Source organism: Peribacillus sp. NPDC097264 (genome assembly GCF_050277925.1).
GTDB lineage: Bacteria > Bacillota > Bacilli > Bacillales > DSM-1321 > Peribacillus.
The window spans coordinates 43,556-69,856 of record NZ_JBNNSR010000010.1 but is presented as its reverse complement, the minus strand read 5'-3'; the positions used below and the strand labels follow the sequence as shown (position 1 = coordinate 69,856).

Sequence of the window (26,301 nt, the reverse complement as noted above, 5' to 3'; positions counted from 1 at the left end):
GTTTTTTAATCCGATCAAGCTGTCTTCCTTAATAAGTATAGGAAGTAAGGAGCTCCGATAATAGCGACGATGATTCCAGCTGGAATGGTTTGTTCACTATAAATGATGCGGCCTATTGTATCAGCGAAAACTAAGATGGCTGCACCAATTATGGGAGATAAGAATAAAAAGCTCTGATGCTTGGAACCGACCAACTGTTTGGCGATATGAGGAGCAATCAATCCAATGAAACTAATACTCCCAACGACCGAAACCGCTGAAGCCGCCAATGCTACCGCAATGATCAGCAAAAGGGCCCGATCCCTGTTCAGGGAAACGCCCAACCCTTTCGCCACCGTTTCATTAAGAGCGAGGAGATTCATTGCCTTTTGCTTCCAAAGTAAAAACGGTATCGCCACCAGTAGCCAGGGAAGAAGCGCTAGAATAAAGGGCCAATCGGCTCCCCATATATTCCCTGCGAGCCATTTGGAGATGAATTGGACATCCTCCTGTTTAGCGCTTGAAACCAGGATGATCATTAATCCCGATAATGCTGAGGCAAACCCGACCCCCATCAGCACGAGCTTGATCGGCTGGATACCGTTTTTCCTGTCCAACGTGAAGAGGACGATCAGCCCGGCTGTAATGATCCCACCTAAGAAACCTACTGCCGGTAACTGATAGGTATAGGAGTCTAAATTGGCGTCAACGAACAAGTAAAATAAGGTAATTGCAACCCCTGCTCCAGCATTTATACCGATAATACCTGGATCAGCCAGATCATTTTTGGTCAATGTCTGTAAAATGGCACCGGATAATGCCAGCGACATCCCTGCTAAAGTTAGGACCAGGACGCGAGGAAACCGAACGGAAAAGAGAATGAATTCCTCTTTGAATGTCCCATCCCCCAATATCGTCGGAATGATTTGAGAGATACCGACTGAGGAAGGTCCTAAGCTGATGCCGGCAAGGATACTTATGATCAGTAAAAGGGTCGTTAAGCTATACATCCATCGTACATTACTTTTTTTACGCAAAGAAAGTTCGACCTCCTTTCTTTACCAAGACCAGGAAGAATAGGAACCCGATTAATGAGACCAATGCAACAATGGGGATTTCCAATGGAGCAATTACGATTCTACTAATGAAATCTGTTAGAACCATAAAGGATCCGCCGATTATAATCGACATCGGGATGATCAAACGGTAATCCGCCCCCACGATCTTCCGGACGATATGCGGAATGAATAAGCCCACGAACGACAAATTCCCTATCAGGGCTACTGCCGTTCCTGCTAAAACGATGACCACGAACATCAAAATCACTTTGATCTTCTTCGTCTTCTGTCCAAGCCCTTTCGCCACTTCTTCATTTAAGCTAAGGACAGTCAATGGTTTGCTATAGACAGTCGCCAACACTAAACCAAAGATGATGAAGGGGACAATGATCAAAGCATCCCATGTTGTGCTGATCAACCCTCCAGCCGTCCATGTACTGACATTTTTCGATACATTGAAAAGAATGGCTATACCACTTGAAATGGCCTGTAAAAAGAGAGAAACGGCCGCTCCCGCTAAAACGAGCTTTAGCGGAGATAAACCGTTTCTAGACGTGATACCTATTCCAAATACAAGTAGCATACCAATCATTGCACCTATAAAAGAACTGAACATAAGCATTAAGAAGGTGATTCCGGGAATGAAGGCCAAGACCAGGGTAAGAGCTAAAGTAGCACCTGAAGTCAGACCGAGTAGACCCGGATCGGCAAGAGGATTCCTTGTCATCCCTTGCATGATGGCCCCGGCAACTGCCAACGCGGCTCCCACGAAGAATGCCGCGATGACACGAGGAAGACGAATTTCTCTTAGCACATCATAATAGGGTCCACCGCTTCTTCCGATAACAGCTTCATATAAATCTTGAAAACTCGTATTTGCTGCACCATACCCTAACGCCAAGACCACGACCACCATCAAAACAACGAACGATAAAACCATTTTGCTTATAATAGAATAGGAGACTTTCATCGAATCTCCCCTTATTTACCTAGAAAAGATTCTTCGAAGAAGTCTAGTTGTTTATCGAAAGAATGGGCATCGGCGAAATAGAATGCAGAACCTTCCGCATAAAATACCTTTTTATCTTTAACCGCCGGTATTTTGTTGTACCAAGTAGAGTCCATGAATGAAGTATCTTGTCCTTCTTTCACTAAATTAAGAACTAAATAATCCCCAACATAGTCACCTAATACTTCTTCGGAAATTCCAAAAAATCCAGGCTCAAGGGCAACATCTTTAACAGCCTTCGGCATGTTCAATCCCATTTCTTGATACAGGATTTCCGTTCCACGTCCCCAGCTATCGCCAAATAAATAGATTTGCTTATCAGAGTTACCAGCAACCGTTATAGTAGCATCTTCTCCGATTTTATCTTTGATTTTGTCTCCTACTACTTTCGAACGTGCTTGGAAATCTTTAACCCACTTAGTCATTTCCTCTTCTTTATTGACTACTTTACCCACTTCGATACGTTGGTCGATGTAATTCAAAGCACCGTATGTGAAGATTACGGTTGGTGCAATCTCTTGTAATTTTTTAACGTCTTCCACATCATTAGAACCGATGATCAAATCTGGATCAAGTTCAATGATTTTCTCATAATCCGTGCTTGCTACCACTTCAGCATCCGGATATTTTTTGGCGAAATCCGGGTTATCTTTTGACCATGAATCCATACCGACTACGTTGATACCCATTTCCATTAAATCTCCCACGAATAACGATAAAACGACTACGCGTTTTGGATCGGCGGGAACTTTAACCGTACCGTTTTCCGATTTATAGCTGATCGTACCCGATTTTTTTGCATCATCCTTGCCTTGCGATGTTTCTTTAGTCGATGATTCATCATTTCCACAAGCCGTTAAAATAACCATTAATGCTGCAACTAAGAATAAAAGCCATTTTTTCATGTTCATTCTCCTTTTATTAGATCGTATGTGATGCAAACTGGTTTACCTGTACGGGGGTCTTTACTGATTTCCGCGTCAATTTTAAACACTTTCTTCAGTACATCTGGACTCATCACTTCTTCTGGTGTGCCCGCTTTTATTAAATTCCCACTCTCAAGAGCGATCATGAAATGTGAAAACCGGGCTGCATGATTCAAATCATGTAGAACCATCACAATGGTCCGATTTTCCTTTTCATTCAAGTTCTGCAAAAGCTCCAATACTTCAAGTTGATGGGCCATGTCCAGATAGGTTGTAGGCTCATCCAAAAAAATGATGTCCGTGTTTTGCGCAAGTGCCAAGGCAATCCACACCCGCTGTTTTTGACCTCCGGAAAGTTCATCTACAGAGTTGTGTCTAAATTCATATGTATTAGTAGACTTCATGGCCCAATCAATGATTTCTTTGTCTTCTTTTTTTAGGCCACCGAACCCTGATTGATATGGAAAACGACCATATGAAACCAGTTCCTCGACTAAAAGTCCTACTGCACTATCCTGTGTTTGTGGCAAGATCGACAGTTCCCTCGCCAATTCTTTCGTATTCTTTTTTTGTATTTCCGCTCCATCAAGAAAGACCTGTCCATTTTGATAGGGAATGATTCTTGTTAAAGCTTTTAATAACGTTGATTTTCCACACCCATTAGATCCTATGATTGTAGTAATTTGGCCATCGGGAATTTCAATCGTCAAGCCGTTAACGATCACTTTTTTGTCGTATCCAACTTCAACGTTACTAACGTTCATTCGCATGTAATCATTACCTCCCCTTTCACGCTGAAATTGATAATCGTTATCAACTACTTAACAATAAGATTATTCAGTATAATCGAATCTTTGTCAAGCGTTTTTAGGAGAAAAGAACTAAGGTACTACCCTCATTTTTTTCCCTCCATATAACAACTGCAAATAACAGCCGCCCAAATTTGGACAGCTGCATTGCCTTACCCTCTATTCACAAACTCTTCGTATCTTTCATCGTTCGCAAGCCAGGCTACATATTTACGTTTCGTGTATTTTTCCGCTTCCTCGAACGTATCAAACGATTTCTTTATCAGTTTTCCATTCACTTCAATGATCCACTCTTCTTCTTCATCATTTTCATAAATGAAGATATCCTGTTTATCTCTCGTTGAATATAGGCAACCTTCTGGTGAATTCTTCACATTCAATTGGTTCTTATGAGCGTCGCGCTTAATCGGTTCAGAGAAGAAGGTCTTCTCGACGAATTGGCTGTATGCTTTTTCCGACATCGTACAACCTGCGGCTTTTTGATGGCCGCCCCCATCATATTTCCCTGCAACCTCAGCTACATCTATCTCATCATGGATGGTGCGGAAACTGATTCTTTTGCTTCCGACCATAAGGATCGCAATATAATCCAGATGGGAAAATTCTTTTGATAGCTCATTACCCAATTCCGAATGGTAAGACTCGGCATGGACCACCCCAACTGTATGAGGACCGACCGTAGCCTGATACACTTCTCTTTTTTTCCTATTTATGTACCGATCCACACGACTCTCTTCCACTCCCAAAAGAGTCTGTTCCACTTCATCAAACGCGAAGCTTTCAGCTGATGAGAGCTTATGGGCAATCTTCGTTTCGAATTCTTCAATCGGAATCATGAAGAATAAGTCATTCAACCGCTTGGCCGTTACATTATTATTGGCCTGCCATTCCCATGTATCATATTGTCGAACCAATTCAACGAATTCAGAGAAAATCCGGGAAGGCTCCAGCCACTTTTGATCCACCGCATATTGATAGAATAAAGAAGTGGCTGCCGTTTGTTTGCCGTCTTCCTGTTCAACCGTAACAGATGCCCAGTCATGTTCATTCAAATGCAGTGCCGACTTATGATGGTCGATTAAAAGTGCATGTCCTCCATCCTCAACGAATTGCGTAATCATTTTTTCATTATCTTCATTTACCGAAAGATCGGTAACAATCAATGTATCCTCGATATTCGCCTGCTCAAGAAATGCTTCGACATTCTGATTAAGGCGGCCGATTGAATTATAGCTAACTACCACGTCTTCCCCGAATGCAAGCTTCGCGACGATTCCGCAGCCGACCCCGTCTAAATCATTATGTGTAAAAAGATAGTACACATAAACCCCTCCTAAAAACTAATATATTTACTTTTCCCTAAGAAATGATTTTCAATTGCAATCTTTACAATTGTAGCATAATCACATCCGACTATTTTAACACGGTTCCACCCAAAACCGCTTTGAACGTAAAAAAAAATCGACCACCTTCAATTTTTTTCTTTATTTTGTAATATTTACATCGTAATATAGATGAGTTACTAAATAGAAATCGAGGTATGACAATGTATCAGTTCAGATCAGATCGTGCATCAAGAGAAATAATAAATAACTCAAGACACTCGGCCATCATCATCTATACACTATTCACGATTGCTGCCGGCCTCCTATTATCATTCACAGTCGGCATACCGACTCTAAACATTGGAATCATTGCCCTTTTTAGCATCATCCCCGCCGTTGTGGCCTCCATTTTGATCAAGCAAAAAAAATGGACACTCGGGGTGCCCTATCTTATCGGCATCACGATCAACCTTTTATTCGCTTCGATCATCATCCAGTCCAGTAGCCCTTTGTCATTGGTCCTGTTATATCTAGGGCTTCTTTTTGCGTCCATTTATTACGATTATTATCATGTCATCTTGTCGATCGTCCTATATTCAGGGTTCCTGATTTACCTGATTTTATGGTCAGAACCTTTTTCCATGGTTTTATCTGAAAAGGGCGTCACTGTACTTGGTATCATTCTTTTATTTATTTTAACTGCCATTTTATCCGTCTTTTTCAGTTTAATCGGTAGTGCTTCGATTAATGTCGCTTTGGTCGAGCTTGCTAAGAGCCGACAAACGGAAATCAAGACCAAGGATATGCTTGACGAAATCACCAAATCCGTTCATGGATTGACCGACTTTTACAATGAGCTGCAAGCCAATGTCCAAGTCACTGGAAATATCTCCAAGGAAATCACGAATGCCTTTATAGAAGTCACAAGGAATATTGAATCCCAGGCATTTAGCGCCAATGAAGTGAAAGATTCCATCGATTCATTCGATGTAGAAGTTCAACAGGCCACCCTTGCATCCGATAAAATGAAAGTCCATACGGTAGAAAATGAATCAAGCACCAAAGATGGACGTCAGGCGATGATCATCCTTGCCCAAGATATTATATCCGTGGGGGAAAAGGCTAAACAGACCGCCTTCTTAATGGAAGAATTGAATCAACAAAATAAGCAGATCCAAACGATTCTGGCAACAATCGAAGACATCTCGGACCAAACGAACTTAATTTCCTTGAATGCCTCCATCGAGGCGGCACGAGCGGGGGAACATGGGAAGAGCTTTGCCGTGGTTGCGGATGAGATCAGGAAGCTTGCTGTAAACAGCCGACAGGCGACCAATCAAATCCAGCAAATCTTACATCATATCTCCATCAAGTCTAATGAGGTGACAGATGGCGTGAATCAGAGCTTGGATGTTGCAGGCATGATAAAGAAAAACTCCGAAGATGTCGAACACGTTTTCAAAGAGATGGAAGGAAACACGCTCCAAGTCATGGAACAATCGATCAAACTTCAAACCATGCTTCAAGCTTTGACGCAAAACTCGAGTACGGCAACGAATGAAGTGACCAATATTGCCAGCATCGTACAGGAAAATGCCGCTTCCCTGGAGGAAGTCGCCGCGAGCGTGGTGGATCAGAATACCCTCATTACCCAAATGGAAAGTAACTTCTCCAGTTTTGAAGACCTTTTAAGAAGCCTGGAAAAGCTGACAGTCAGCGAGAAGTAATTTGTTTGTTCAAGAAGAAAGCCGCGGATGGTTGCCCTTCCGCGGCTTTCTATCTAATTTATTGTTCAATCAGTTTTCCAAGGTTCGCCATTTCTATGGCACTGACCGCTGCTTCATATCCTTTATTTCCCGATTTCGTGCCGGCCCGTTCAATGGCCTGCTCGATATTTTCCGTCGTCAATAATCCGAAGATGACCGGAACGCCGGTATCCAAAGCAACGGAGGCCATTCCTTTCGCTGCTTCATTGCAGACATAATCATAATGCGAAGTAGAACCTCTGATGACCGTCCCTAATCCAATCACTGCGTCGTATTTCCCCGTGTTCACAAGTTTCTTGGCAATGAGCGGCAATTCAAATGCTCCTGGCACCCAAGCGATGTCCACGTCATCCTCGTCAACACCGTGGCGTTTCAGACCATCCAATGCTCCGCCCAATAGCTTGCTTGTAATGAACTCATTGAACCTTCCAACCACGATTCCCACTTTCAGTCCCGATCCGATTAATTGTGCTTCGATAATTTTCCCCATGTCTATTTCCTCCTCATTTTAAAAACATCATGCATTTTGAATGTATACCTGTTCTTGCGATGATTCCTTTTGCTTACGGTATTGTACCAAGTCCGCAATCGTAATGAATTTCAGGTTGAATTTATCCGCAATTAGTTCCAAGTCGGATACACGTGCCATGCTTCCATCTTCATTCATGATTTCACAAATGACACCTGCTGGAGCAGCCCCACATAACTTGGCCAAGTCGACGGAGGCTTCCGTATGTCCCGTGCGGCTTAACACGCCCCCTGCCTTGGCTATCAACGGAAAAGTGTGCCCCGGGCGTTGAAAGTCCTCGGCAACCGAATCTTCCTTCAAAAGCTCAAGGATGGTAATGGACCGCTCGAACGCACTGATTCCGGTAGACGTGCTTTTATGATCGATACTTACGGTGAAGGCCGTCCCATGATGATCGGTGTTATCATTGACCATCGGATGCAAGTTCAGCTTTTTCGCCAACTGTTCGGTAATCGTCGTACAAATCAACCCACGGCCATGCGTCGCCATAAAGTTGATGGCTTCGGGTGTCGCCTTTTCTGCAAGCACCACGAAATCCCCTTCATTTTCGCGGTCTTCATCATCGGAAATGATGATTACTTTCCCAGCTTTCAAATCTTCAATCGCTTCTTCAATGGTATGGAACATCCTGTACACCTCCATTTATTAGAATCCATGCTTAGACAAGAATGCTAAATCCAGTCCTGGTTTTGATTCGCTGTTTTTCATTTGATGTATGATATATTTCCCTAACATGTCGTTTTCAATGTTTACGATATCGCCTGCCGCCTTCCTGCCCAAAATGGTATCCTGATGGGTCAAGGGAATGAGTGATACAGTCAGCAAATTTCCCTCGATGCCGAATATCGTCAAGCTTGTCCCATCGATGGCAACAGATCCTTTTGGCATACAGTATGTACTGAGCCCTTCTTCCAGCTGAATCACATAATAGACGGCATTTTCTTTTCGTTCTTTTTTCATGATGGTGCCCGTTCCATCGATATGACCTGAAACGAAATGGCCGCCGAAACGTCCATTAGCACTCATCGCACGTTCAAGATTCACTTCTGAACCTGGTTTCAATGTCCGGATCGATGAAGCTTTCACCGTTTCCGGCATCACATCGACCGTAAATAAAGTCTGTGTGAAGGAAGTCACCGTCAAACAGACCCCGTTAACGGAAATGCTGTCTCCAAGATGGACATCTTCCAGTACTTTCTTAGAGGAAATGGCCAGTTCCATGCTGCTTCTTCCCTTTTTCATGGAATGAACCGTGCCGATATCCTCAATGATTCCGGTAAACATAGTTTCTCCCCCTTTTATACACATATAAAAAACCCCTTAGGATGGCCTAAGGAGTTAGCAGGAGAAATGAGTGAAAAAAATGGTATACCTAATAAACCCATCATTTCATATTCTGAAAAAATAGGCGTACGTATACACTTGGATTTCACACGTCCTTCTCCCATCCAGACTGTACTGTCGGCTTTGGATTCTCACCAAATCCTGCCTTTATCAGGCTCGCGGGCTTAGAATTGCTTCATCACCGCCGGTTGGGATTTTCACCCGACCCCGAAGGACTAACTATTTTTTTGAATCTTCCATTATTTTAACACTCTAAAGTACGGATGTAAAACATCTATCCTAAAATGAATCGATAGTTGCAAGCACTTCCTATAAGAAAAAGAAGGAAACGATCCTATGTAAGCGACTATAGCCGTGGTGCTTACATATCAATGGATCCCTGCCATAATACAAATCTCGTATACACGATCTGAGTGAGATGCTAAAATTTGATTCCATTATTTTCTTATAAATGTGACAAATCATGATATAATAATTGGAAAATCAAGAATAAATGGGGAATTCAAATGGGAAAGACAAACCTTTTAATGGTTCAGCACAATCATATCGAAAGTGAGCGTATCATCTTACGTCCGGTTTCGCTTGATGATGCTGAGGATATGTATGAATATACATCTGATGAAGAAACGACACGTTACCTTTACGACAAACATAAAGATTTGGACCAGACTAAGAACTTCATAGCGAACTATTTCTTGGAAGAGCCTATCGGCAAATATGCACTCGTGTTAAAGGAAGACAACAAAATGATTGGGGCTATCGAATTCAGAGTGCATGAATCGAACAAATGTGGAGAACTGGGTTATACTTTAAACCGGAATTTCTGGGGTAAAGGCTATATGACCGAAGCGGGAAAATCAATACTGGAATTAGCCTTCCATGTTTTGGATTTGGAGCGAGTATTTGCTGAATGTGATGTGATAAATGCCGCATCCGGGAAAGTATTGGATCGCTTAGGCATGAAGTGTGAAGGGATTCACCGTAAAAGCCACATGACGAAGGGTACATTATTAGACAGCGCCTATTATTCCATATTAAAAGAAGAATATGTAACCCCCGAAAAAAAGGATGAAACGGTTGTTAACGCTAAATCCTAATTTTACTAATTAATTAAGCACCTTTAAAGGACCTTGCTGCAATAAAAGTAGCAAGGTCCTTATTTTTTAGACGTGTTGTACCTTTATCCCTTTACAGATCTTGAATACCTTCTTTTATCCACCAAGTAAGAATCCTTCCTTCCGATGTGCTAAAAAAGGTTATCTCTCCAATTTAAAAGGAATAAGATAATATGTCCCAATTTCATTCAAAGGAGGAAGACACATGCTAATTGTTCTTATCAATCTTGTTGCCTATCTGTTCGTCATCACGATGAACTTCCTGGCTAATTACCTTCCCTTCAATGGCCAAACCTCAGGGGAAGTTTCCGGGAAACTGGACGTTCTTTTTACCCCAGCCGGCTATGTATTCTCGATATGGGGATTGATTTATTTTCTTCTTGCCATCTGGGTAGCCAGACAGTTTATGGGGAAACACAAAACAAGTCCCGCATATATGGTCTCTTTCCCATGGTTCGCCTTAAGCTGTATATTTAACGGAGCCTGGCTATTAGCTTGGCATTACGAATACTTCCTGTTATCCGTCATCATCATCATTACACTTTTATTGACCTTGATTGTCATTTACACAAACATTATAAAAGTGAGGCATGCCTTTCTCGACTTGATGCCCTTTTCCGTCTATCTAGGATGGGTGAGCGTCGCGACCATTGCTAACATTTCCTACTATCTGACCTATATCGGCTGGAATGGTTTCGGGATTTCCGATGTAGCATGGACGATCGCCCTCTTACTCGTAGCCACGGCTCTGGCATTCATCTTTGCCATCAAAAACAAGGACTGGTGCTACCCACTCGTCTTCGTCTGGGCCATCATCGGAATCGGCGTAAGGAACAGCACGCCCCATCCTACAATCACCACCACATCCTATATCCTGGCCGCCCTCATCCTCATCCTATCCATAACCGTCCTGATCAGGAACCTCAGGAAATAATTCAGGAAATAAAAGGGGTCAGACCCCTAAAACGCCTGTTCAAGGTCAGACCAGATGTCATGCCAGGATTCTAGGCCGACGGAGAGCCGTATGAGTTGGTCGGTGATGCCCATCTGCGTTCTTGATTCTTTTGGGATGGACGAGTGTGTCATCGTAGCGGGATGCTGGATCAAGGATTCAGCGTCTCCTAGGCTGACCGCGATTTTTATAAGCTTCAAGTTATTGAGGAATCGTTGGGCATCCTGTTTTGTCCCCTCCAGTTCAAAGGAAATCATGCCTCCACCGGATTTCATCTGTTTTTCCATGATCCGATAATCCCCTGATTCTGCGTCGCCTGGATAATAGACGGCCTTAACCCGTTGATGCTGTTTCAGCATGCGAAAGATCTCCGTTGCATTAGAAGCGTGACGATCCATCCTGACTGGCAACGTCTTCAATCCCCGCAACAGCAACCATGCATCAAATGGCGAAATAATCCCTCCGATATCCTTTTGTGTTGTCATGGCCACCTGATTGATAAACTCCTTCTTTCCGACAATCAGACCCGCGACAACGTCCCCATGTCCACAAAGATACTTCGTAGCACTATGAAGGACGACATCACATCCAAATTCCAGTGGCTTCTGTAAATATGGAGTGGAAAACGTATTATCGACCACAACAGGTACATTATTCTCCTTGGCGACTTTCATGACCAATGCTAAATCGATCATTTTCATCGTCGGATTAATCGGCGTCTCAACATAGATGCAGGTCGTATTCGGACGGATCATGCTCCTTAGCTGGTCCTCCGTTTCCATATCGCAAAAATCGTGGGTGATCCGGTATTTTTCCTCCATCAGTTGAAGAAGGCCGAAAGTACATCCATACAACCCTTTTGAACAAACGATATGGTCATCGGCTTTGGTCAAAGCAAAAAGGACCGCAGACACGGCAGCCATCCCTGAACTGAACGCAAGTCCCGCTTCCCCGCCTTCCAAGGCCGCAATCTTCTCTTCCAGCACCCGAACCGTCGGATTTCCCAGCCTCGAGTAAATGTATCCATCTTCTAAACCAGCAAACCGGTTTTCCCCTTGTTCGGCCGTATCGAACGTAAATGTCGAGGTTTGAAACAAAGGTGTGGTCAAGCTTCCTAAATGCTCCTTCGAATCATATCCTTCATGAATCACAGCTGTTTCAATATGCTTATATTTCTCTCCCATTCTAACTCCCCCTATCCAAATAGCTATATCTATCATATGTTAAAAAAACATATTTTGGAAGCGTTTTCAATGTAAGTCGCCTGGGCATTCGTACAGGATCAGTCCTGTTGCCCTTGTTAATCATCCACAAAGCTTGTGAAGCGGCCAGTTTTCCTTTAAAAAGCTTGCAATCTATCAAATAGGAACGTCAAATGAGGATAGCCGGATTACGCTACAGAACATAAAAAAAGAGACAGCCTTCATGGCCATCTCCATTCTTCATGCCTATTCTTCTTCTACGATATTCCCACCATAGAAAGTGACTTTCGTTAAGGGGATTTCAAGTTCGCGAGCCATTTTCTTCAACTCACGCTCTTCTCTTTCCGTCACGATCGAGATGACCGTGCCATCCGCTCCGGCACGTCCCGTTCTACCAGACCGATGAATATATTGGTCAATGTTTTCAGCCATATCAATATGAACGACGGCTGTCAGTCCTTTAATATCAAGTCCACGGGCCGCCACATCGGTTGCAATCAACATCGGTGACTTTCCAGAACGAAGCTTACGCAACGCTTTTTCACGATCGACTTTATTCGACTCCCCGTGAAGTACGCCCATTTCGATGCCTTTAAACTTAAGCTTCTCATGTAACACGCTAAGCTCGGCAATATCGTTCAAAAAGGCCAATGCCTTCACATCTTTCAATCTTGTGATTTTCTCCAAGATTTTGGACTTTTCGCGTCTTTCGACTACAAAATAAAGATGATCGACCTTCGAATCCATTTTTTCACTTTTATCAACCTTGATCAATTCTGGTTCATTCATGAATCCTCGGGCCACTTTTTCCGTTTCTTCGGGAAGGGTCGCCGAGAACACCATGATTTGGCGGTCCTTAAGCGTCGTTTTGATAATATTGTTGATTGTTTGCATATGCTCGGGAATGATCAATTGATCTCCTTCATCGAGTACGATCGTTTTCACTTCATGCATCTTCAACTTCTTTTGGGCAATCAATTCATAGACACGGCCTGGTGTTCCCGCAATCACTTGCGGATGCTTCTTCAGTTTGTCCAACTGACGCTTCACATTGGCGCCACCAATGAAGGCTGCTCCAGAAATACCGCTACCTTCCGACCAAATCCGAATCTCTTCATTGATCTGCATCACCAATTCCCGTGATGAAGCCAAGATTAAAGCTTGGGGGGATTTTTTTTCAGGATCTATTTTTTCAAGCAATGGCAGTAAATAAGCAAGTGTCTTTCCCGTCCCCGTTGGAGATTCGGCCATGACGTCTTTTCCTTGTGCAATGACAGGAATCGTTTTCGTTTGTACCGGCGTAAGTTGTGCAAAGCCTGACTTTTTCCAGACTTCCTGGATAAATGGCTTTCTATCGTTCAGTAATACAGGTAATTCGCTCATATCGTTCTCCTTTAATAAAAAAACTTTTCATATCCTTTATAGTACCATTTGTTATAGGGTAGTAGCTAACGGAATCCGAATTGTCACCGTCGTCCCTTTATGTTTCTCACTTTCAAATCGCATCTCACCATTCAATCGATGGACAATTTTCTGACAGATGGTAAGCCCGATTCCCGTTCCCTTTTCTTTTATCGAATAAAACGGTTCACCAATTCGCTCCAACCGCTCTGGCTCCATCCCGATCCCATTATCACTGACCATGACTATAGCATGATCATCGATGATTTGCAGGGATATGTCAATTTTTCCATTCTCACCAACAGCCTCGATGCCATTCTTGATGAGATTGATGAATAGCTGTTTAAGCTCGATCGAATCGGCCATGACTAAAACGGGGTCTGCCCCTTTCACTTCAATGGCCATCTCAATATTGTTCAGGTTCGATTCAGCTTTCATGAGTGTATACACTTGATGCAGGCAGTCCCCAAGGTCCAGCTTACGGAAGGTGACATCCTGTTTCTTGCCAAGGACGAGCAACTCGCTCGAAATGATATTGATGCGTTCAATTTCCTTTAACATGATGTCAGTATGCAACGGGTCGACTTCCTTGGTCATATCCATTAATTGCACGAACCCTTTTAATGATGTCAACGGATTTCTTATTTCATGTGCCACGGCTGCCGAGAGATGCCCGATGACGGAGAGCTTTTCAGACATGATCATCAATTCCTCTTCACGCCGGACCTTGGTAATGTCCCGGACGATGGCATAGATTCCAAGTAACTCCTTGTGGACAATGATGGGCAAAAAGGTGACACGCATGATTCGCTTTTCGTCATCCATCCTCTGGATATTCGTTTCGAAGTGTACAGCTTCTCCCTCCAAAGACTTGATAAAATAATCAGATGCTTTTTCATTTTCGATCAAATCGATGAAGTATCCCGCTTGTTTTGCTTTTAATGCCTCACCTCGGACCCCGAGGAACTTTTCGGCTTTTGGATTAACCGACATGATCCTGCCTTCAAGATCCAATTGTAGAACACTATCTGGATTGTGCTTAAACAAGGATTGATACTGCTCATCCTTCAAGTTGAATTCCTGTTGGGACCGCAACATTTTCCCTGTCCAATACCGGATGATGACATAGAGAATGATCCCGGTTATGAATATATAGATCCACCCCTTCGAATGCTGGAACATCGCATAGGTGTGAACATTCTCTTTTGCGCGGGACATCGAGATGTAATCGGTAACAAAAATCCATAAGGCCCCAATGATCATATATATAATAGCTACTTTACCTGCAATTTTATGTGAATGGTTCATCGCGTATCCTTTATATTTATTTTTTGGCTTATTATTCCCAACTCACTCAAAAAAAAGTCCTCATGCACTACACATAAGGACTTTACAGCTATTGTACCATGTTTTTGCTAATGATTGAAAAGAGAGTGCCATCCATTCAATTGAACAGCGCATTCTATTTAGTTAGGTTTTTAACAGCCTGATCAAAATCTTCGTCTATTTCTTTAGAAGGTTTCGCCGATAACAGACTGAAAATCACGACGGCAAGCGTACCTGCGATAAAGCCAGGTATGATTTCGTAGACTTCCGCGAACTTGTCGATGGATTCCCATACGATCACGGTTACCGTACCGATGACCATTCCAGCCAGTGCTCCCCATTTTGTCATTCTTCTCCAGAAAAGGCTCAGTAAAATGACCGGTCCGAATGCCGAGCCGAAACCTGCCCAAGCATACCCGACCAATTTTAAAATGGTCCCGCTCGGGTTGAACGCCAAAATAAGGGCAATCACGGATATCGCCAATACGCCCAACCGTCCAACCAGCACTAATTCCTTATCTGAAGCATTTGGACGAACGAACTGTTTATAGAAGTCATCCGTCAACGCACTTGCCGACACCAATAATTGAGAAGCGATCGTGCTCATGACTGCGGATAGAATCGCCGCCAGTAAGAATCCCGTAATTAGAGACGGGAACAACTCTTTAGAAAGGAGGATGAATACTGATTCAGCATTCGCTTCCCCCAAAGGCGCATTCGCCTTGCTAAAGTAAGAAATCCCGACCAATCCTGTGAACATGGCACCTACAATGGCGAACACCATCCAGCCCATACCGATTCGACGGGCACTTTTCAATTCTTTCACGGAAGATATCGCCATGAATCGGACGATGATATGCGGTTGGCCAAAATAACCAAGTCCCCATGCCAGCAACGAAATGATCCCAATCGTCGACATTCCTTCAAACGCATGCAAAAGGGTCGGATCAATTGATTTTATTTCCGTAAATGTTGGAGTCCAGCCTCCTATATTTACAATGGTGACGACAGGTACTAGAATTAAGGCAATGAACATGATGGTTCCTTGAACAAAATCCGTCCAACTCACGGCAAGGAAGCCACCGAATAACGTGTAAAGAATGACGACACTTGCCGTCAGCCAGATTCCATATCGGTAATCCAGGTTAAAGGCCGTCCGGAAAAGCTCCCCGCCTGCTACCATACCGGAAGAGGTGTAGAAAGTAAAAAAGATTAAAATGACTAAAGCGGATACCACTTTTAAAATTCGGGAGGTATCTTTAAACCGATTCCCCAAATAGTCTGGTATAGTAATAGAATTATTCGCGATCTCCGTATATGTACGAAGCCTTGGCGCCACGAATAACCAGTTTAGATAAGCGCCTACTGACAGACCGATGACGATCCACCCGGCACTTAAGCCATTCAAGTACATGGCTCCAGGAAGGCCCATCAGCAACCATCCGCTCATGTCGGAAGCACCGGCACTTAAAGCGGTTACAGCCGGACCCAAGTTTCTTCCTCCGAGCATGTAATCCGTCAGGTTAGCGGTCCTTCGATAAGCAAGGTACCCGATTAACAGCATACCTGCCATGTATATGACAATTGAAACGATTGCTCCATATTCCAAAAATTCTTCCTCCATTACTTACGAACCTTTCGATAGAGAAGGCTCATTTTATTAAAATAAGCTTATCAGAAAAAAAAACATAAGTTAAGTAGTTCTTTCTAATACCCAATATATTAAAATATACAATTAATAGACTATTCAAAAAAGCGCTCCAAAAAACAAGGAGGACAAAGTCATGCAACCCTATTTCAAACAACAGGATGGAATCTTCCCATCGGTTTGCTCACTTGATTGCCCCGATCAATGCGGTTTACTCCTTCACAAAAAAGACGGAAAAATCGTGAAAGTCCAGGGGGATCCCAAACACCCGGTCACAAAGGGAAATATCTGCAACAAGGTCCGGAATATGACAGCCCGTCTATATGATCCGCATCGTCTTTCGCAACCGCTTATGCGAATCGGTCCAAAAGGAAAAGGGCAATTCGCCCCCATTAGTTGGGACGAAGCGATCGGGATGATCACGTCAAAATGGAAGGCCTTGATAGACCAGCATGGACCGGAATGCATCCTCCCCTACAGTTTTTATGGAAACATGGGAAACCTCAGTGCTGAAGGCATGGATCGTCGCTTCTTCCACAAACTTGGGGCAAGTAGGCTGGAGCGTTCCATTTGTAACTCTGCCGGTTCGGTCGGCTACAGTTATACCATGGGCGGTTCGTTCGGAATCGATCCGGAGGAAACGATCGACACAAAGCTTTTCATCATGTGGGGGATTAATGCCGTGAGTACCAATATGCACCAAGTGACAATTGCCCAGCAGGCCCGGAAAAATGGCGCCAAGGTTGTGGTGATCGACGTCCATAAAAACCAGACCGGGAAGTGGGCTGATTGGTTCATCCCCATCCTGCCTGGTACGGATAGTGCACTTGCCCTTGGCATCATGCATATTTTATATGCCGAAAATATGGTCGATCAGCCTTTCCTAGACGCCTATACGGTCGGTTCTGACGAATTGCGTGAGCATGTCCGCCAATATGACCCGGCGACCGTCTCCACGATCACGGGCGTTCCAATCGAAGACCTTTATACATTAGCCCGGATGTATGGACAGACCAAACCATCATTCGTTCGAATCGGTAATGGCCTGCAACATCACGATAACGGCGGAATGGCTGTAAGGACCATCGCCTGCCTTCCCGCCCTTACCGGACAGTGGCTTGTTAAAGGCGGTGGGGCGATGAAAGGGAACTCCGGTTATTTGGCATTTAACAAAGATGCCTTACAACGCCCTGAGCTTTTGCGAAACAAGACTACTCGCATCGTCAACATGAATAAAATCGGAGAAGCCCTTTTAGATAAGGAGAACCCGATTCGTTCCTTATTTGTATACAGCTCCAATCCTGCCCTTGTCGCTCCCAATGCAAACAAGGTTAAGGAAGGACTTATGCAAGAAGACCTATTCACGGTCGTCCATGATTTATTCTTAACTGAAACGGCGCAGTATGCCGACCTGGTCCTTCCCGCCTCTTCATCCTATGAAACGGAGGATTTTTATACTTCCTACTGGCATAATTACATACAAATTCAAAAGCCAGTCATGGAGAAATATGGAGAGTCCAAATCAAATGTGGAATTGTTCAAGCTGTTGGCTGCTAACATGGGATTCGAGGACCAAGCTTTTCAAGACTCTGAGGAAGACATGATCCGTCAAGCACTCGACTTCCCCGAGAATCCTTATTTAGGAAACATCAACTATGAAGCTCTTTCTGAACATCAGTTTGTAAAAGCCGAGATGCGACCACTCTTCCCAGGGAAACTGCCGACACCGAGCGGCAAAATCGAACTCTATTCCGAACGGATGAAACAGCATGGGTACGAACCATTGCCTACCTATACACCCATCGCGAAAGACAGCGATCTGCCGTTCTTATTCATACCGGCGCCGAACCATAATTTCCTGAATTCGACTTTTTCCAATAATGAGAAACATATATCGATGGAAAAAGAACCAAAACTGCATATGAATACGGAAGACGCAGTAAAACGAGGGATAACAGACGGCGATATGGTCCGTATCTGGAATGCACGAGGCGAATGTGTATTAAAAGCCGTCATAGGAGAAAATGTCCTGGCCGGTGTCCTAGTCAGCCAAGGCATATGGCCAAATACACCTGGCAGAAAGCAGCATATCAATGCCCTCACGCCAGACCGGCTCTCCGATATGGGAAATGGTGCCGTCTTCTTTTCCGGCCGTGTTGATGTGGAAAAAGCAGTGTAAATGATGATTTTATTTCTCGCATTCACTCGTTTCCCGGGAAATATCCTCGATTCTTGTAATATATTAACTCAAATTCTGGATTCATTCGCTCCACAAAAAAAGGCTGTTCCCTCTGGGGAAGCAGCCTTTTTCGTGGCATCCGAACCACCCTGGTTGATTCGAATGCCATCCTCTTCACGTCTTATACAACTTCTTTTTCGATAGCCGCAAATGTATCGTCCAAGATTTCGATCAACTTCCCTACCTCTGCTTTAGTGATGATCAAAGGTGGTGCAAACACTAGCGTATCTTGATCGAATGTAACAGATCGGCAGATTAAACCATTTTTAGCGGCCTCCGAAACGATCCGTGGAGCCAAAGGGGTTTCGAATTTTTCCCCCGTTTGTTTGTCTTTGACGATCGATATACCACCAATCAGTCCTAGCGCCCTTACATCCCCGATTATGGAATGTTTAGCTTGAAGCTTGTTAAAGCCTGCAAGCAATTCCACTCCACGTAGTTTCGAGTTTTCAATTAAGTTTTCCCGTTCAATGATTTCGATATTTTTCAACGCAACGGCACAAGCCATCGGGTGGCCACTGTAAGTGTAGCCATGTAAAAGCGTCCCTTTAGAAAGGGCTATGAAATCCTGATACATCCTATCATTCAGGACAACACCGCCCAATTGGGCATATCCACTCGTCACGCCTTTGGCAAAGCACATCATGTCTGGTATGACCCCGAAGTGCTCGATTCCGAAATACGCACCCGTTCTGCCAAAACCGGTAATGACTTCGTCCGTCACCAACAAAATGCCGTACTCATCACAAATCTCCCTGACTTCCTTGAAGTAGCCTTCAGGAGGCATATTCACGCCACCAGCCCCTTGTATCGGTTCCGTTATGAAAGCAGCGATAGTTTCCGGTCCTTCCTGTACAATGGTCTTGCGCAATTCCTCAATGGAGGAACCATCCACATAACAGAAATCCGGCGCAAGGGAATTCGTGAAGTCGCGGAAAGGCTTCAATCCCGTGGCACTAGTCGCTCCCATCGCCACCCCGTGATAGGACTTCGAACGGGAAATGATTTTTTGCCGGTTGGGCTGGCCTTTTAAGATCCAATAGTGACGCGCAAGCTTGATCGCCGTATCACTCGATTCCGACCCTCCGGACGTAAAGAACACGGCATTCAAATTTCCGGGTGCGATGGAAGCGATTTTGGCAGCCAACCGAATGGCTGGTTCATTACTGAAGGTGGCAAAATTAGAGGTGAACGCCAATTTCTCCATCTGTTCCTTCGCCACTTTGGCAATTTCGTCCTGCCCATGCCCGATATTCACATTCCAAAGGGAAGACATCCCATCGATAACCGTCCTGCCCATGATGTCCGTTAGGTAAATCCCCTTACCCTCGGTAAAAATGAAACTCGGTCCATCTTGCTGCTGTTGTTCGATCGCTGTTGTCGGATGGATAAAATGCTTTTTATCCCAATCAATCAATTGCTGAATATCCGTCTTTTCTTTCACCATGTAGAAACACCCTTCTCTACTGATATTTTTAATACAGAGATATGTATTCTGCTAACAAGATGCATGCCGAGGTACTGTGTTCTAACATAACCATTCAGGAAATAATCAGGAGATAAGTCAACCTCTCTATCTAGTTAATTTTCTGAAATATTTCATTTAACATTGTATTATTCTTGTATTTTTTTTATCCCATAAACTTCGAAAATCTTTAGCCAGGATATCGCTACATGCCATGAAGACCTGCATACCGGGACCCACTAAAAGGCGGGGACACGAGCAAAAAAAAAAAAACTAGCTGCTAAGATGACAGCTAGTTTTTGATTCCCTACCTTTTCATGGTACTTTCTTTTTATTTTATTGTTATCGAGCACTCACTTCATGTCGTCCATCAGCGAGTGCCTATTCGAATTCCTTCAACACATAGGCCAAGTTTTCACTCACATCACTTGCGAGCAGACTGCTCTTCGCCCTCGTTTCACTCCATTGCTCCGCGCTTACCCCGTGACAGTATACAGCATTGGCCACGGCCGCTTTCTTATCTTCATAGAATGAGATAAATGCAAGGATCATCCCAGTCAAGGTATCACCTGTCCCGCCTTTGGCAAGTCCATCATTGCCGGTCGAATTCACCCATACATCGCCATCGGGAAACGCCATCACCGTATTTCTTCCTTTGAGTACAACGGTCACCTTATTCGAGATCGCATATTCAGATGCGAGGCGCAGGCGGTCTTTCTGGATTTCCTTCGTCGGAAGACCCGTCATTTTACTGAACTCACCAGGATGGGGCGTGACGATCGTCATCGCTTCACGCATGGGATAGTCGCGTTTCTTAAGGGCTCCTGCATCGATAATGATCGGCAGGTCCCTTTTCATTACTTCATGTAACGCCCGGTCGATTTTTTCCTCATTATCCAATCCTGGGCCGATTGCCACTCCCCTTATCCCTTTAGGCACCGCTCCAGCCGCTACCTTTTCCAGTCCATCATGTGAAAATGTGCATTCCGGCACCCGGCTCGCGATAATTGCTGAAGCGAACCTTGTTGTCGCCACAGTCAATTTCCCGATTCCACTCCGCATCGCGGCAAGGCTCGCCAGCATGGCACTTCCCGGCATTTCATCCGTACCCGCTATCAACAGTCCCGTCCCGAATGTCCCCTTATGCGAGGCACTATTTCGCTTCGGGAAGCTTGCGGCAACGTCCCCTTTGGTCCATACCCGCCAATTGGATGTCTGTGGCAAGCCAATATCGAGCACTTCGGTCTGACCATAATACTCGACACTTCCTTCGAGAAACGCCGATGGTTTGTACCCGTGGAACGTGAATGTTCGGTCAGCCTTTATAGCCTTTTCCACTTCACCGGTATCCGCCAAAACGCCTGTCGGAATATCGATTGCCATCCGAACGGCCTCTTGCTCATTCATCCAATCAATCAGCTTTTCGATATCATTACAGAGTGGCAACCTCGCTCCGACCCCAAGCAGCGCATCTATCAACACATCATAATCCTCACTGATTTCCGATACCTCAAATCCGCAGTGGAGATAATAGCGGTAGTGGCGCTCTGCAGTCTCAGAAACAGGTTCCCCTAGTGGGATAGCGAGCTCACATATGAAACCATGTTGCTTTAAATAACGGGCGAGAACCACTCCATCTCCGCCATTGTTCCCTTTTCCCGCAAGAATCAAGATTCGCTGCGATTTGCTCACATTTTTGACAATGGCTTCAAATAAAGCCCGTCCCGCATTTTCCATCAGCGTAAACGTTTCAAGTCCATGATCCGCTGCAGTTCGATCGATTCTTTTTATTTCCTCTCCTCGATAGATATACAAAACGAAACACCAGCTTTCTACAAGATCCTTACAAGGTCTAGTTTTGGCCCCACTTATCTTTAAAAATCAAATCATCCATCGACCGTCTCTTTTCCCAATTGGCCGTTTCAAGAATCGGTTTATCGGGATATTGATCGGTATAGCCAACAGACATGAGCGCGACAGGCTCCACGTGTGGAGGGATATCCAAAATGTCCCGGATATCATTCTTCTTGTAAAAACTGACCCAGCCCATCGCCAACCCTTCCGCACAGGCGGCTAACCACATATTCTGAATGGCACAGGCCGTCGATAAAATATCCGTTTCAGGAATGGAGTTGCGTCCAAGCACATGAGATCCACCCCGCGTCGGATCACAGGTCACACAAATTGTATAGGGGGCTTCCTTCAAGCCTTCTACTTTCAAACTAAGAAACTTGTTTTCTTTTTCCCCTTCATAATGAACCGCAAGCGCCCTTCTTTCCTTATCCGCGGCCCAGGCCAACCGCTCTTTAATCTCCTGGTCCGAAACGACAATGAAACTCCAAGGTTGCATGAACCCAACAGACGGTGCATGATGTCCCGCCTCCAAAATCTTATGCAAGGTATCCTTTGAGATGGGATCGGGTAAAAAACTCCGGATATCCCTCCGACTATAAATCGCTTTATATACACCAGCTTGTTCATCATTAGTAAACATACTTCTCCTCCATTATCTCTGTCTCTTAGAGAAATTTATCTAAATATTAATAATCAATATGAATTCTACAGGTAAACCCTTACAATGAAAAGCAGCCTCATCCTTCCTATTCTATGACAAAAACCGGAATCGATGAAGGATAGCTAGGGGAAATGGACGCGGGGTACAAGACCTTCATCCGCGAGAAAGGAAAGGAACGAGACTCTATTCATCTCGTTCCATCCACAATCAGGTTGACCCTATCTCGTGGAAGATGTGCATCGACATAGAGATCTTCATAGACCATCCAGTTATCTTCCCACATGGAACGCATCTCTTCCCCATCACGCTCAATTCCACGGTCTAACCGTTTCTCCCGGGGGCACTCCACCCAAATGGTAAAATTATAGAAGGCAGCCAATTCATAGCGAGTGGAGTATGTGCCTTCAATGATGACAGTTCCACCCACTGGGATGGTATGCCACTCAGCCATTGCATCCGATTCCCAATCATAACGTTGGTAGACCGCTTCTTTCCCTGAGGTAAGCGGTTCCAAAACTTGACTGAAGACACGGGACCAATCGTAGTTCACACCAATCAAATTCCCGACTGAAGGCAACTGGGCCCTTTGAGAAGAAGGAAAATAGAAATCATCCATATGAACAATTGTGACATCCTGACAATGAGCTTTTATATAGGCAGCAAGGGTACTTTTCCCCGAACCACCGCGACCATCTATGGCAACTAAATATGGCCTTCGGTTTCCAGGGGAATTCTGGATTTCAGCAATAAGTTGGGAAATCGTGTGCTGGCCACGAATTGTTGGGAAATTCATCAAACCCCTCCTCTTCCTATATATTTCTCTACACCCTCCCAAGAAACCCTCCTTGGGCCGCAAAAAAATTGAAAGAAGGTACAAAATATGAATTCCATTCCCTTTGCCGTCATCTTCGACATGGACGGCACCCTGTTTCAAACCAATAGGATTTTAGGTTCATCACTTGAAAGAACGTTCAAAGTCCTTCGGTCAGAAGGAAATTGGCAGGGAGAAGCCCCTCTTGCCACAAACCAAAAAATCATGGGGGTTCCACTAAAGGTCGTATGGGAAACCTTATTGCCAAATCACGCCGAGTCTATTCGGGATTAAGCCGACCGACTCTTTCTTGAATGTTTGAATCAAGAAATCGAAGAAGGAAAACAGCTTTACCCAAACGTCATCGAGACCTTGTCAGTCTTTAAACAACAAGGTATTCCAATATTCATAGCCAGCAACGGACTTGAAAAGTATTTGGAAGAAATCTGTACATATTTTCATCATCATGAATACCTTACGGACATTTACAGTATCGAAAGGTCATTGAAAGGCTCGAAAACGGATCTAGTTCACATGTTGTTGAGAAACTATAACATTGAAGAAGCCATCCTGGTTGGCGACCGAAAGTCCGATATCGAAGCTGCAAAGGAAAATGGATTAGTGGCGGTCAGCTGTCCATTTGGTTTTGCGACTGTCAATGAATTGGTGGAAGCAGATCTTCTCATCGCGGATTTTTTTGAATTACAAGCATATGTTTTTAAACGAATATCAACGCTCTCTTTCTAACAGATCTTCCTGTTCCGCTAGCCATACCACTATTTTATCTTGGATGTCCCTGATTCCCTTTTCCTCCACGAAGTTGTTCAAAAGAATTGAAAAGATGATGCCTTCCCCACTTTTGGTGGTCACATATCCAGACAAAGTGCTCGTAGCGAAAATCGTCCCCGTTTTAGCGCGGACATTTCCCACGGCCGCCGTCTTTTCCATCCGATTCCTTAATGTACCGCCTATCATCTTTTCTTTAACCCCAGCAACCGGCAGTGCATTGAGATAGGAAGGAAACCATGTTTTTTCCCGAACGGAATAAAGGAGTTTGGTCAATTCGTTCGCTGAGATCAGATTGACCTGGCTAATCCCTGAACCATCCCGCATCATGGTCGATTGCGTGTCCATCCCCATCAGCTCGAGCTTACTTTCTGCTATCTTCAATCCATTCTCCCAACTGCCTTCCCCCTTCGCTGCCTCCCCCATTTCCTTCACCAAAACTTCAGCATGTGTGTTATTGCTCAGTTTCATGAAGGGAACCAGCAATTGTGAAAGGGTCATCGAATCATGGCTGGCAATTTTCCTAGCTTGCGCGGGTGTTTTTCCTTGTTTGGTCGTACCTAACACCTTGATGCCTTGCCGTTCCATCGATTGTTCAAATAATCTTAGGGCATATTTGGTAGGATCAATCACCGCCATATATTCTTTTGTCGGCAAGCCATGTTCCGGCATAGTCCCCGTTACCGTCAAGACATTTCGCTCATGATCGCGTTCGACCTTGATTTTCTGCTTTCTGTCCGGTGCTACGGTTATCGCTTCATTAACGACTGTTACATAGTCCGTTTCCGGTTGCATCGTCACGGTTGCTTTTTTTCCAGCCCTTTTCCCTGGTGATATCTCCAGAAGGACAGTCCCGGTATCATACTCCTCATCGGGTGCGGCGGTTAAGGCTGAAACGGCCGCCCCGTAGTACTCTTGCTCATCACTTCGTATTAAATCAGGCGAATGGCGTTCATCGTCATACCATGTATCATCGCCGATAAGATCTCCATGAACATAGTGGATTCGATGTTGCTTCAACACCTTCGCCAAACCATCAAAGTCCTTTTCTAGAAGGGTTGGGTCTCCTTTTCCCTTCAAATAGACATCCCCCTGAAGGACGTTCGCGACCTGAATGCCTTTTATGTATAGTTCCGTTTGGAAGACATGCTCCTCCCCTAACGTTTCAAGTGCCGCTGCCGCTGTCAGAAGTTTCATGTTCGATGCCGGTCTCATCCTTATATCCGCATCATGCTCATACACCAATTCCCCTGTATCTGCCGAACGGATTGAAATTCCGGCTAAGGCCCCGGTTAAAGCAGGCGACTCATGTACGATACGCTTGATTTCACCAGCCATCGATTCCTCTTCATAAGCAGCCTGCATCGTTTCCCCATTAAAAAAGCACATCAAAAACAGAAAGAAAATAATGTATACTTTCCTTATAAAGGTCAAATCCATTTCACCTACTTTTAAATTTCATTCACATGTCCCTTCATATCAGGCATACACAGTATTCCGTATTCCAGGAAAGCCTCACCTCAGGGACTTTTTTAGCCCTAAAGGGAACTTTTACTAAGAATCATCCGTATAAAAGTAATGACACAGTAAGGAGTGAACATATGTATTCAAAGATTCAAGCGCCAACAAAGAAAATTTCGAAAGAATCCATCAAGGTTTGGCGGATGACGGAAACCATCACCAACCTCATTATTCTCGTCATACTCGGCATCTTATTATTCGTTGATACTTATTTTTCCTGGAAAGAGTGGATTGGATGGGTTTTAATCGGACTGACCATCATCGAATGCTTTTCCGCCATTTGGTCCATCATCATCGCCCCCATTTTATTGCAAAAATATTGGCGATATGACGTAAGCGAAGAATTCATCCAAACGAAACATGGAGCGTGGTACGAATCCCATGAACTCATCCCGATGACGAAAGTTCAATCGGTCGAGCTGAACCAGGGGCCGTTTCTACGGAAGTATGGCCTTTATACGATTAGTATCGGAACCATGGGCGACTCACATACCATACCCGCCATTCCGGAGAAAGAGGCGTATGAACTTCGAGATAAAATTGCGCACTACGCCAAGATAAAGGAAGTGGAATGA

At 44.4% G+C, this 26,301-nt stretch carries 21 protein-coding genes, 2 pseudogenes and 1 riboswitch; of the genes and pseudogenes, 6 read left to right on the top strand and 17 right to left on the bottom strand.

Translation table 11 applies throughout. The features are described 5' to 3' along the window. Nucleotides 1-14 precede the first annotated feature (14 nt). The 5 genes from ACQKL0_RS16330 to ACQKL0_RS16310 form a co-directional block, all read right to left on the bottom strand. A complete protein-coding gene (locus ACQKL0_RS16330; protein WP_402872311.1) occupies nucleotides 15-989 on the bottom strand; it encodes a FecCD family ABC transporter permease in 975 nt (324 codons plus the stop codon). Nucleotides 990-1,008: 19 nt separating this feature from the next. Further along, a complete protein-coding gene (locus ACQKL0_RS16325; protein WP_402871868.1) occupies nucleotides 1,009-2,007 on the bottom strand; it encodes a FecCD family ABC transporter permease in 999 nt (332 codons plus the stop codon). Nucleotides 2,008-2,018: 11 nt separating this feature from the next. Further along, nucleotides 2,019-2,951 (bottom strand): ABC transporter substrate-binding protein, encoded by a 933-nt coding sequence (locus tag ACQKL0_RS16320; RefSeq protein ID WP_402871870.1) that lies wholly within the window; start codon nucleotides 2,949-2,951, stop codon nucleotides 2,019-2,021. A gap of 2 nt (nucleotides 2,952-2,953) precedes the next feature. Next, complete coding sequence (locus ACQKL0_RS16315) at nucleotides 2,954-3,742, bottom strand: ABC transporter ATP-binding protein (RefSeq protein WP_402871873.1); 789 nt, start codon at nucleotides 3,740-3,742, stop codon at nucleotides 2,954-2,956. A gap of 191 nt (nucleotides 3,743-3,933) precedes the next feature. Next, on the bottom strand, nucleotides 3,934-5,103 hold the full coding sequence (locus tag ACQKL0_RS16310) for a DHH family phosphoesterase (protein WP_402871875.1): 1,170 nt from the start codon (nucleotides 5,101-5,103) through the stop codon (nucleotides 3,934-3,936). Between the two features lie 224 nt (nucleotides 5,104-5,327). On the opposite strand from ACQKL0_RS16310, the gene ACQKL0_RS16305 reads away from it, so the two are divergent. Further along, complete coding sequence (locus ACQKL0_RS16305; protein ID WP_427688622.1) at nucleotides 5,328-6,833, top strand: methyl-accepting chemotaxis protein; 1,506 nt, start codon at nucleotides 5,328-5,330, stop codon at nucleotides 6,831-6,833. Between the two features lie 58 nt (nucleotides 6,834-6,891). Here ACQKL0_RS16305 and ribH read toward each other — a convergent pair whose 3' ends face one another. The 3 genes and pseudogenes from ribH to ribE form a co-directional block, all read right to left on the bottom strand. Then, nucleotides 6,892-7,362, bottom strand: a complete 471-nt coding sequence (gene ribH, locus ACQKL0_RS16300) for a 6,7-dimethyl-8-ribityllumazine synthase (protein ID WP_402871881.1) — start codon at nucleotides 7,360-7,362, stop codon at nucleotides 6,892-6,894. 63 nt (nucleotides 7,363-7,425) lie between these two features. Continuing rightward, nucleotides 7,426-8,028 (bottom strand): annotated as a pseudogene (ribB, locus tag ACQKL0_RS16295) (3,4-dihydroxy-2-butanone-4-phosphate synthase); the annotation flags it as partial. An 18-nt stretch (nucleotides 8,029-8,046) separates the two neighbouring features. After that, a complete protein-coding gene (ribE, locus tag ACQKL0_RS16290) occupies nucleotides 8,047-8,685 on the bottom strand; it encodes a riboflavin synthase (protein WP_427688620.1) in 639 nt (212 codons plus the stop codon). 148 nt (nucleotides 8,686-8,833) lie between these two features. After that, nucleotides 8,834-8,964, bottom strand: a riboswitch (FMN riboswitch). Nucleotides 8,965-9,251: 287 nt separating this feature from the next. Here ribE and ACQKL0_RS16285 point away from each other — a divergent pair. Beyond that, entirely contained in the window at nucleotides 9,252-9,842 is a 591-nt protein-coding gene (locus ACQKL0_RS16285; protein ID WP_427688618.1) for a GNAT family N-acetyltransferase, read from the top strand. A gap of 223 nt (nucleotides 9,843-10,065) precedes the next feature. Then, on the top strand, nucleotides 10,066-10,794 hold the full coding sequence (locus tag ACQKL0_RS16280) for a tryptophan-rich sensory protein (protein ID WP_427591609.1): 729 nt from the start codon (nucleotides 10,066-10,068) through the stop codon (nucleotides 10,792-10,794). Between the two features lie 26 nt (nucleotides 10,795-10,820). Here the strand turns inward: ACQKL0_RS16280 and megL are convergent, their stop codons facing one another. From megL to putP, 4 genes are all read right to left on the bottom strand, one after another. Next, nucleotides 10,821-11,996, bottom strand: a complete 1,176-nt coding sequence (gene megL, locus ACQKL0_RS16275; protein WP_402871894.1) for a methionine gamma-lyase — start codon at nucleotides 11,994-11,996, stop codon at nucleotides 10,821-10,823. A 264-nt stretch (nucleotides 11,997-12,260) separates the two neighbouring features. Continuing rightward, a complete protein-coding gene (locus tag ACQKL0_RS16270) occupies nucleotides 12,261-13,397 on the bottom strand; it encodes a DEAD/DEAH box helicase (protein ID WP_402871896.1) in 1,137 nt (378 codons plus the stop codon). A 51-nt stretch (nucleotides 13,398-13,448) separates the two neighbouring features. Continuing rightward, nucleotides 13,449-14,723, bottom strand: a complete 1,275-nt coding sequence (locus ACQKL0_RS16265) for an ATP-binding protein (protein ID WP_407408491.1) — start codon at nucleotides 14,721-14,723, stop codon at nucleotides 13,449-13,451. A gap of 154 nt (nucleotides 14,724-14,877) precedes the next feature. Continuing rightward, the gene (gene putP, locus ACQKL0_RS16260; protein WP_427688616.1) at nucleotides 14,878-16,350 is read right to left on the bottom strand and encodes a sodium/proline symporter PutP; all 1,473 of its coding nucleotides are present in this window, start codon (nucleotides 16,348-16,350) and stop codon (nucleotides 14,878-14,880) included. Nucleotides 16,351-16,525: 175 nt separating this feature from the next. Here putP and ACQKL0_RS16255 point away from each other — a divergent pair, with 175 nt between their 5' ends. Further along, on the top strand, nucleotides 16,526-18,568 hold the full coding sequence (locus tag ACQKL0_RS16255) for a molybdopterin oxidoreductase family protein (protein ID WP_427688614.1): 2,043 nt from the start codon (nucleotides 16,526-16,528) through the stop codon (nucleotides 18,566-18,568). Between the two features lie 181 nt (nucleotides 18,569-18,749). Here the strand turns inward: ACQKL0_RS16255 and ACQKL0_RS16250 are convergent, their stop codons facing one another. From ACQKL0_RS16250 to ACQKL0_RS16235, 4 genes are all read right to left on the bottom strand, one after another. Further along, on the bottom strand, nucleotides 18,750-20,075 hold the full coding sequence (locus tag ACQKL0_RS16250; protein WP_427688612.1) for an aspartate aminotransferase family protein: 1,326 nt from the start codon (nucleotides 20,073-20,075) through the stop codon (nucleotides 18,750-18,752). Nucleotides 20,076-20,474: 399 nt separating this feature from the next. Further along, nucleotides 20,475-21,908 carry an NAD(P)H-hydrate dehydratase gene (locus tag ACQKL0_RS16245; RefSeq protein WP_427688610.1) on the bottom strand — a complete coding sequence of 478 codons (1,434 nt, stop codon included), beginning with the start codon at nucleotides 21,906-21,908 and terminating at the stop codon, nucleotides 20,475-20,477. A 37-nt stretch (nucleotides 21,909-21,945) separates the two neighbouring features. Then, nucleotides 21,946-22,587, bottom strand: a complete 642-nt coding sequence (bluB, locus tag ACQKL0_RS16240; RefSeq protein WP_402871915.1) for a 5,6-dimethylbenzimidazole synthase — start codon at nucleotides 22,585-22,587, stop codon at nucleotides 21,946-21,948. Between the two features lie 208 nt (nucleotides 22,588-22,795). Next, entirely contained in the window at nucleotides 22,796-23,401 is a 606-nt protein-coding gene (locus ACQKL0_RS16235) for a uridine kinase family protein (protein ID WP_427688608.1), read from the bottom strand. A gap of 87 nt (nucleotides 23,402-23,488) precedes the next feature. Between ACQKL0_RS16235 and ACQKL0_RS16230 the strand changes: the two are divergent. After that, nucleotides 23,489-24,166: pseudogene (locus ACQKL0_RS16230) on the top strand (HAD-IA family hydrolase). On the opposite strand, the gene dacB reads toward ACQKL0_RS16230, so the two are convergent. Continuing rightward, nucleotides 24,149-25,570, bottom strand: coding sequence for a D-alanyl-D-alanine carboxypeptidase/D-alanyl-D-alanine endopeptidase (dacB, locus tag ACQKL0_RS16225; protein WP_427688606.1), 1,422 nt, complete (start codon nucleotides 25,568-25,570; stop codon nucleotides 24,149-24,151). The pseudogene ACQKL0_RS16230 and the gene dacB overlap by 18 nt on opposite strands. 236 nt (nucleotides 25,571-25,806) lie before the next feature. On the opposite strand from dacB, the gene ACQKL0_RS16220 reads away from it, so the two are divergent. After that, complete coding sequence (locus tag ACQKL0_RS16220; protein ID WP_402871923.1) at nucleotides 25,807-26,301, top strand: PH domain-containing protein; 495 nt, start codon at nucleotides 25,807-25,809, stop codon at nucleotides 26,299-26,301.

Excerpts from the sequence above, each read along its gene's own strand:
- ACQKL0_RS16330 (WP_402872311.1), bottom strand. The coding sequence starts at position 989 with ATGTATAGCTTAACGACCCTTTTACTGATCATAAGTATCCTTGCCGGC.
- ACQKL0_RS16325 (WP_402871868.1), bottom strand. The coding sequence starts at position 2,007 with ATGAAAGTCTCCTATTCTATTATAAGCAAAATGGTTTTATCGTTCGTT.
- ACQKL0_RS16320 (WP_402871870.1), bottom strand. The coding sequence starts at position 2,951 with ATGAAAAAATGGCTTTTATTCTTAGTTGCAGCATTAATGGTTATTTTA.
- ACQKL0_RS16315 (WP_402871873.1), bottom strand. The coding sequence starts at position 3,742 with ATGCGAATGAACGTTAGTAACGTTGAAGTTGGATACGACAAAAAAGTG.
- ACQKL0_RS16305 (WP_427688622.1), top strand. The coding sequence starts at position 5,328 with ATGTATCAGTTCAGATCAGATCGTGCATCAAGAGAAATAATAAATAAC.
- ribH (WP_402871881.1), bottom strand. The coding sequence starts at position 7,362 with ATGGGGAAAATTATCGAAGCACAATTAATCGGATCGGGACTGAAAGTG.
- ribE (WP_427688620.1), bottom strand. The coding sequence starts at position 8,685 with ATGTTTACCGGAATCATTGAGGATATCGGCACGGTTCATTCCATGAAA.
- ACQKL0_RS16285 (WP_427688618.1), top strand. The coding sequence starts at position 9,252 with ATGGGAAAGACAAACCTTTTAATGGTTCAGCACAATCATATCGAAAGT.
- ACQKL0_RS16280 (WP_427591609.1), top strand. The coding sequence starts at position 10,066 with ATGCTAATTGTTCTTATCAATCTTGTTGCCTATCTGTTCGTCATCACG.
- megL (WP_402871894.1), bottom strand. The coding sequence starts at position 11,996 with ATGGGAGAGAAATATAAGCATATTGAAACAGCTGTGATTCATGAAGGA.
- ACQKL0_RS16270 (WP_402871896.1), bottom strand. The coding sequence starts at position 13,397 with ATGAGCGAATTACCTGTATTACTGAACGATAGAAAGCCATTTATCCAG.
- ACQKL0_RS16265 (WP_407408491.1), bottom strand. The coding sequence starts at position 14,723 with ATGAACCATTCACATAAAATTGCAGGTAAAGTAGCTATTATATATATG.
- ACQKL0_RS16255 (WP_427688614.1), top strand. The coding sequence starts at position 16,526 with ATGCAACCCTATTTCAAACAACAGGATGGAATCTTCCCATCGGTTTGC.
- ACQKL0_RS16250 (WP_427688612.1), bottom strand. The coding sequence starts at position 20,075 with ATGGTGAAAGAAAAGACGGATATTCAGCAATTGATTGATTGGGATAAA.
- bluB (WP_402871915.1), bottom strand. The coding sequence starts at position 22,587 with ATGTTTACTAATGATGAACAAGCTGGTGTATATAAAGCGATTTATAGT.
- ACQKL0_RS16235 (WP_427688608.1), bottom strand. The coding sequence starts at position 23,401 with ATGAATTTCCCAACAATTCGTGGCCAGCACACGATTTCCCAACTTATT.
- dacB (WP_427688606.1), bottom strand. The coding sequence starts at position 25,570 with ATGCAGGCTGCTTATGAAGAGGAATCGATGGCTGGTGAAATCAAGCGT.
- ACQKL0_RS16220 (WP_402871923.1), top strand. The coding sequence starts at position 25,807 with ATGTATTCAAAGATTCAAGCGCCAACAAAGAAAATTTCGAAAGAATCC.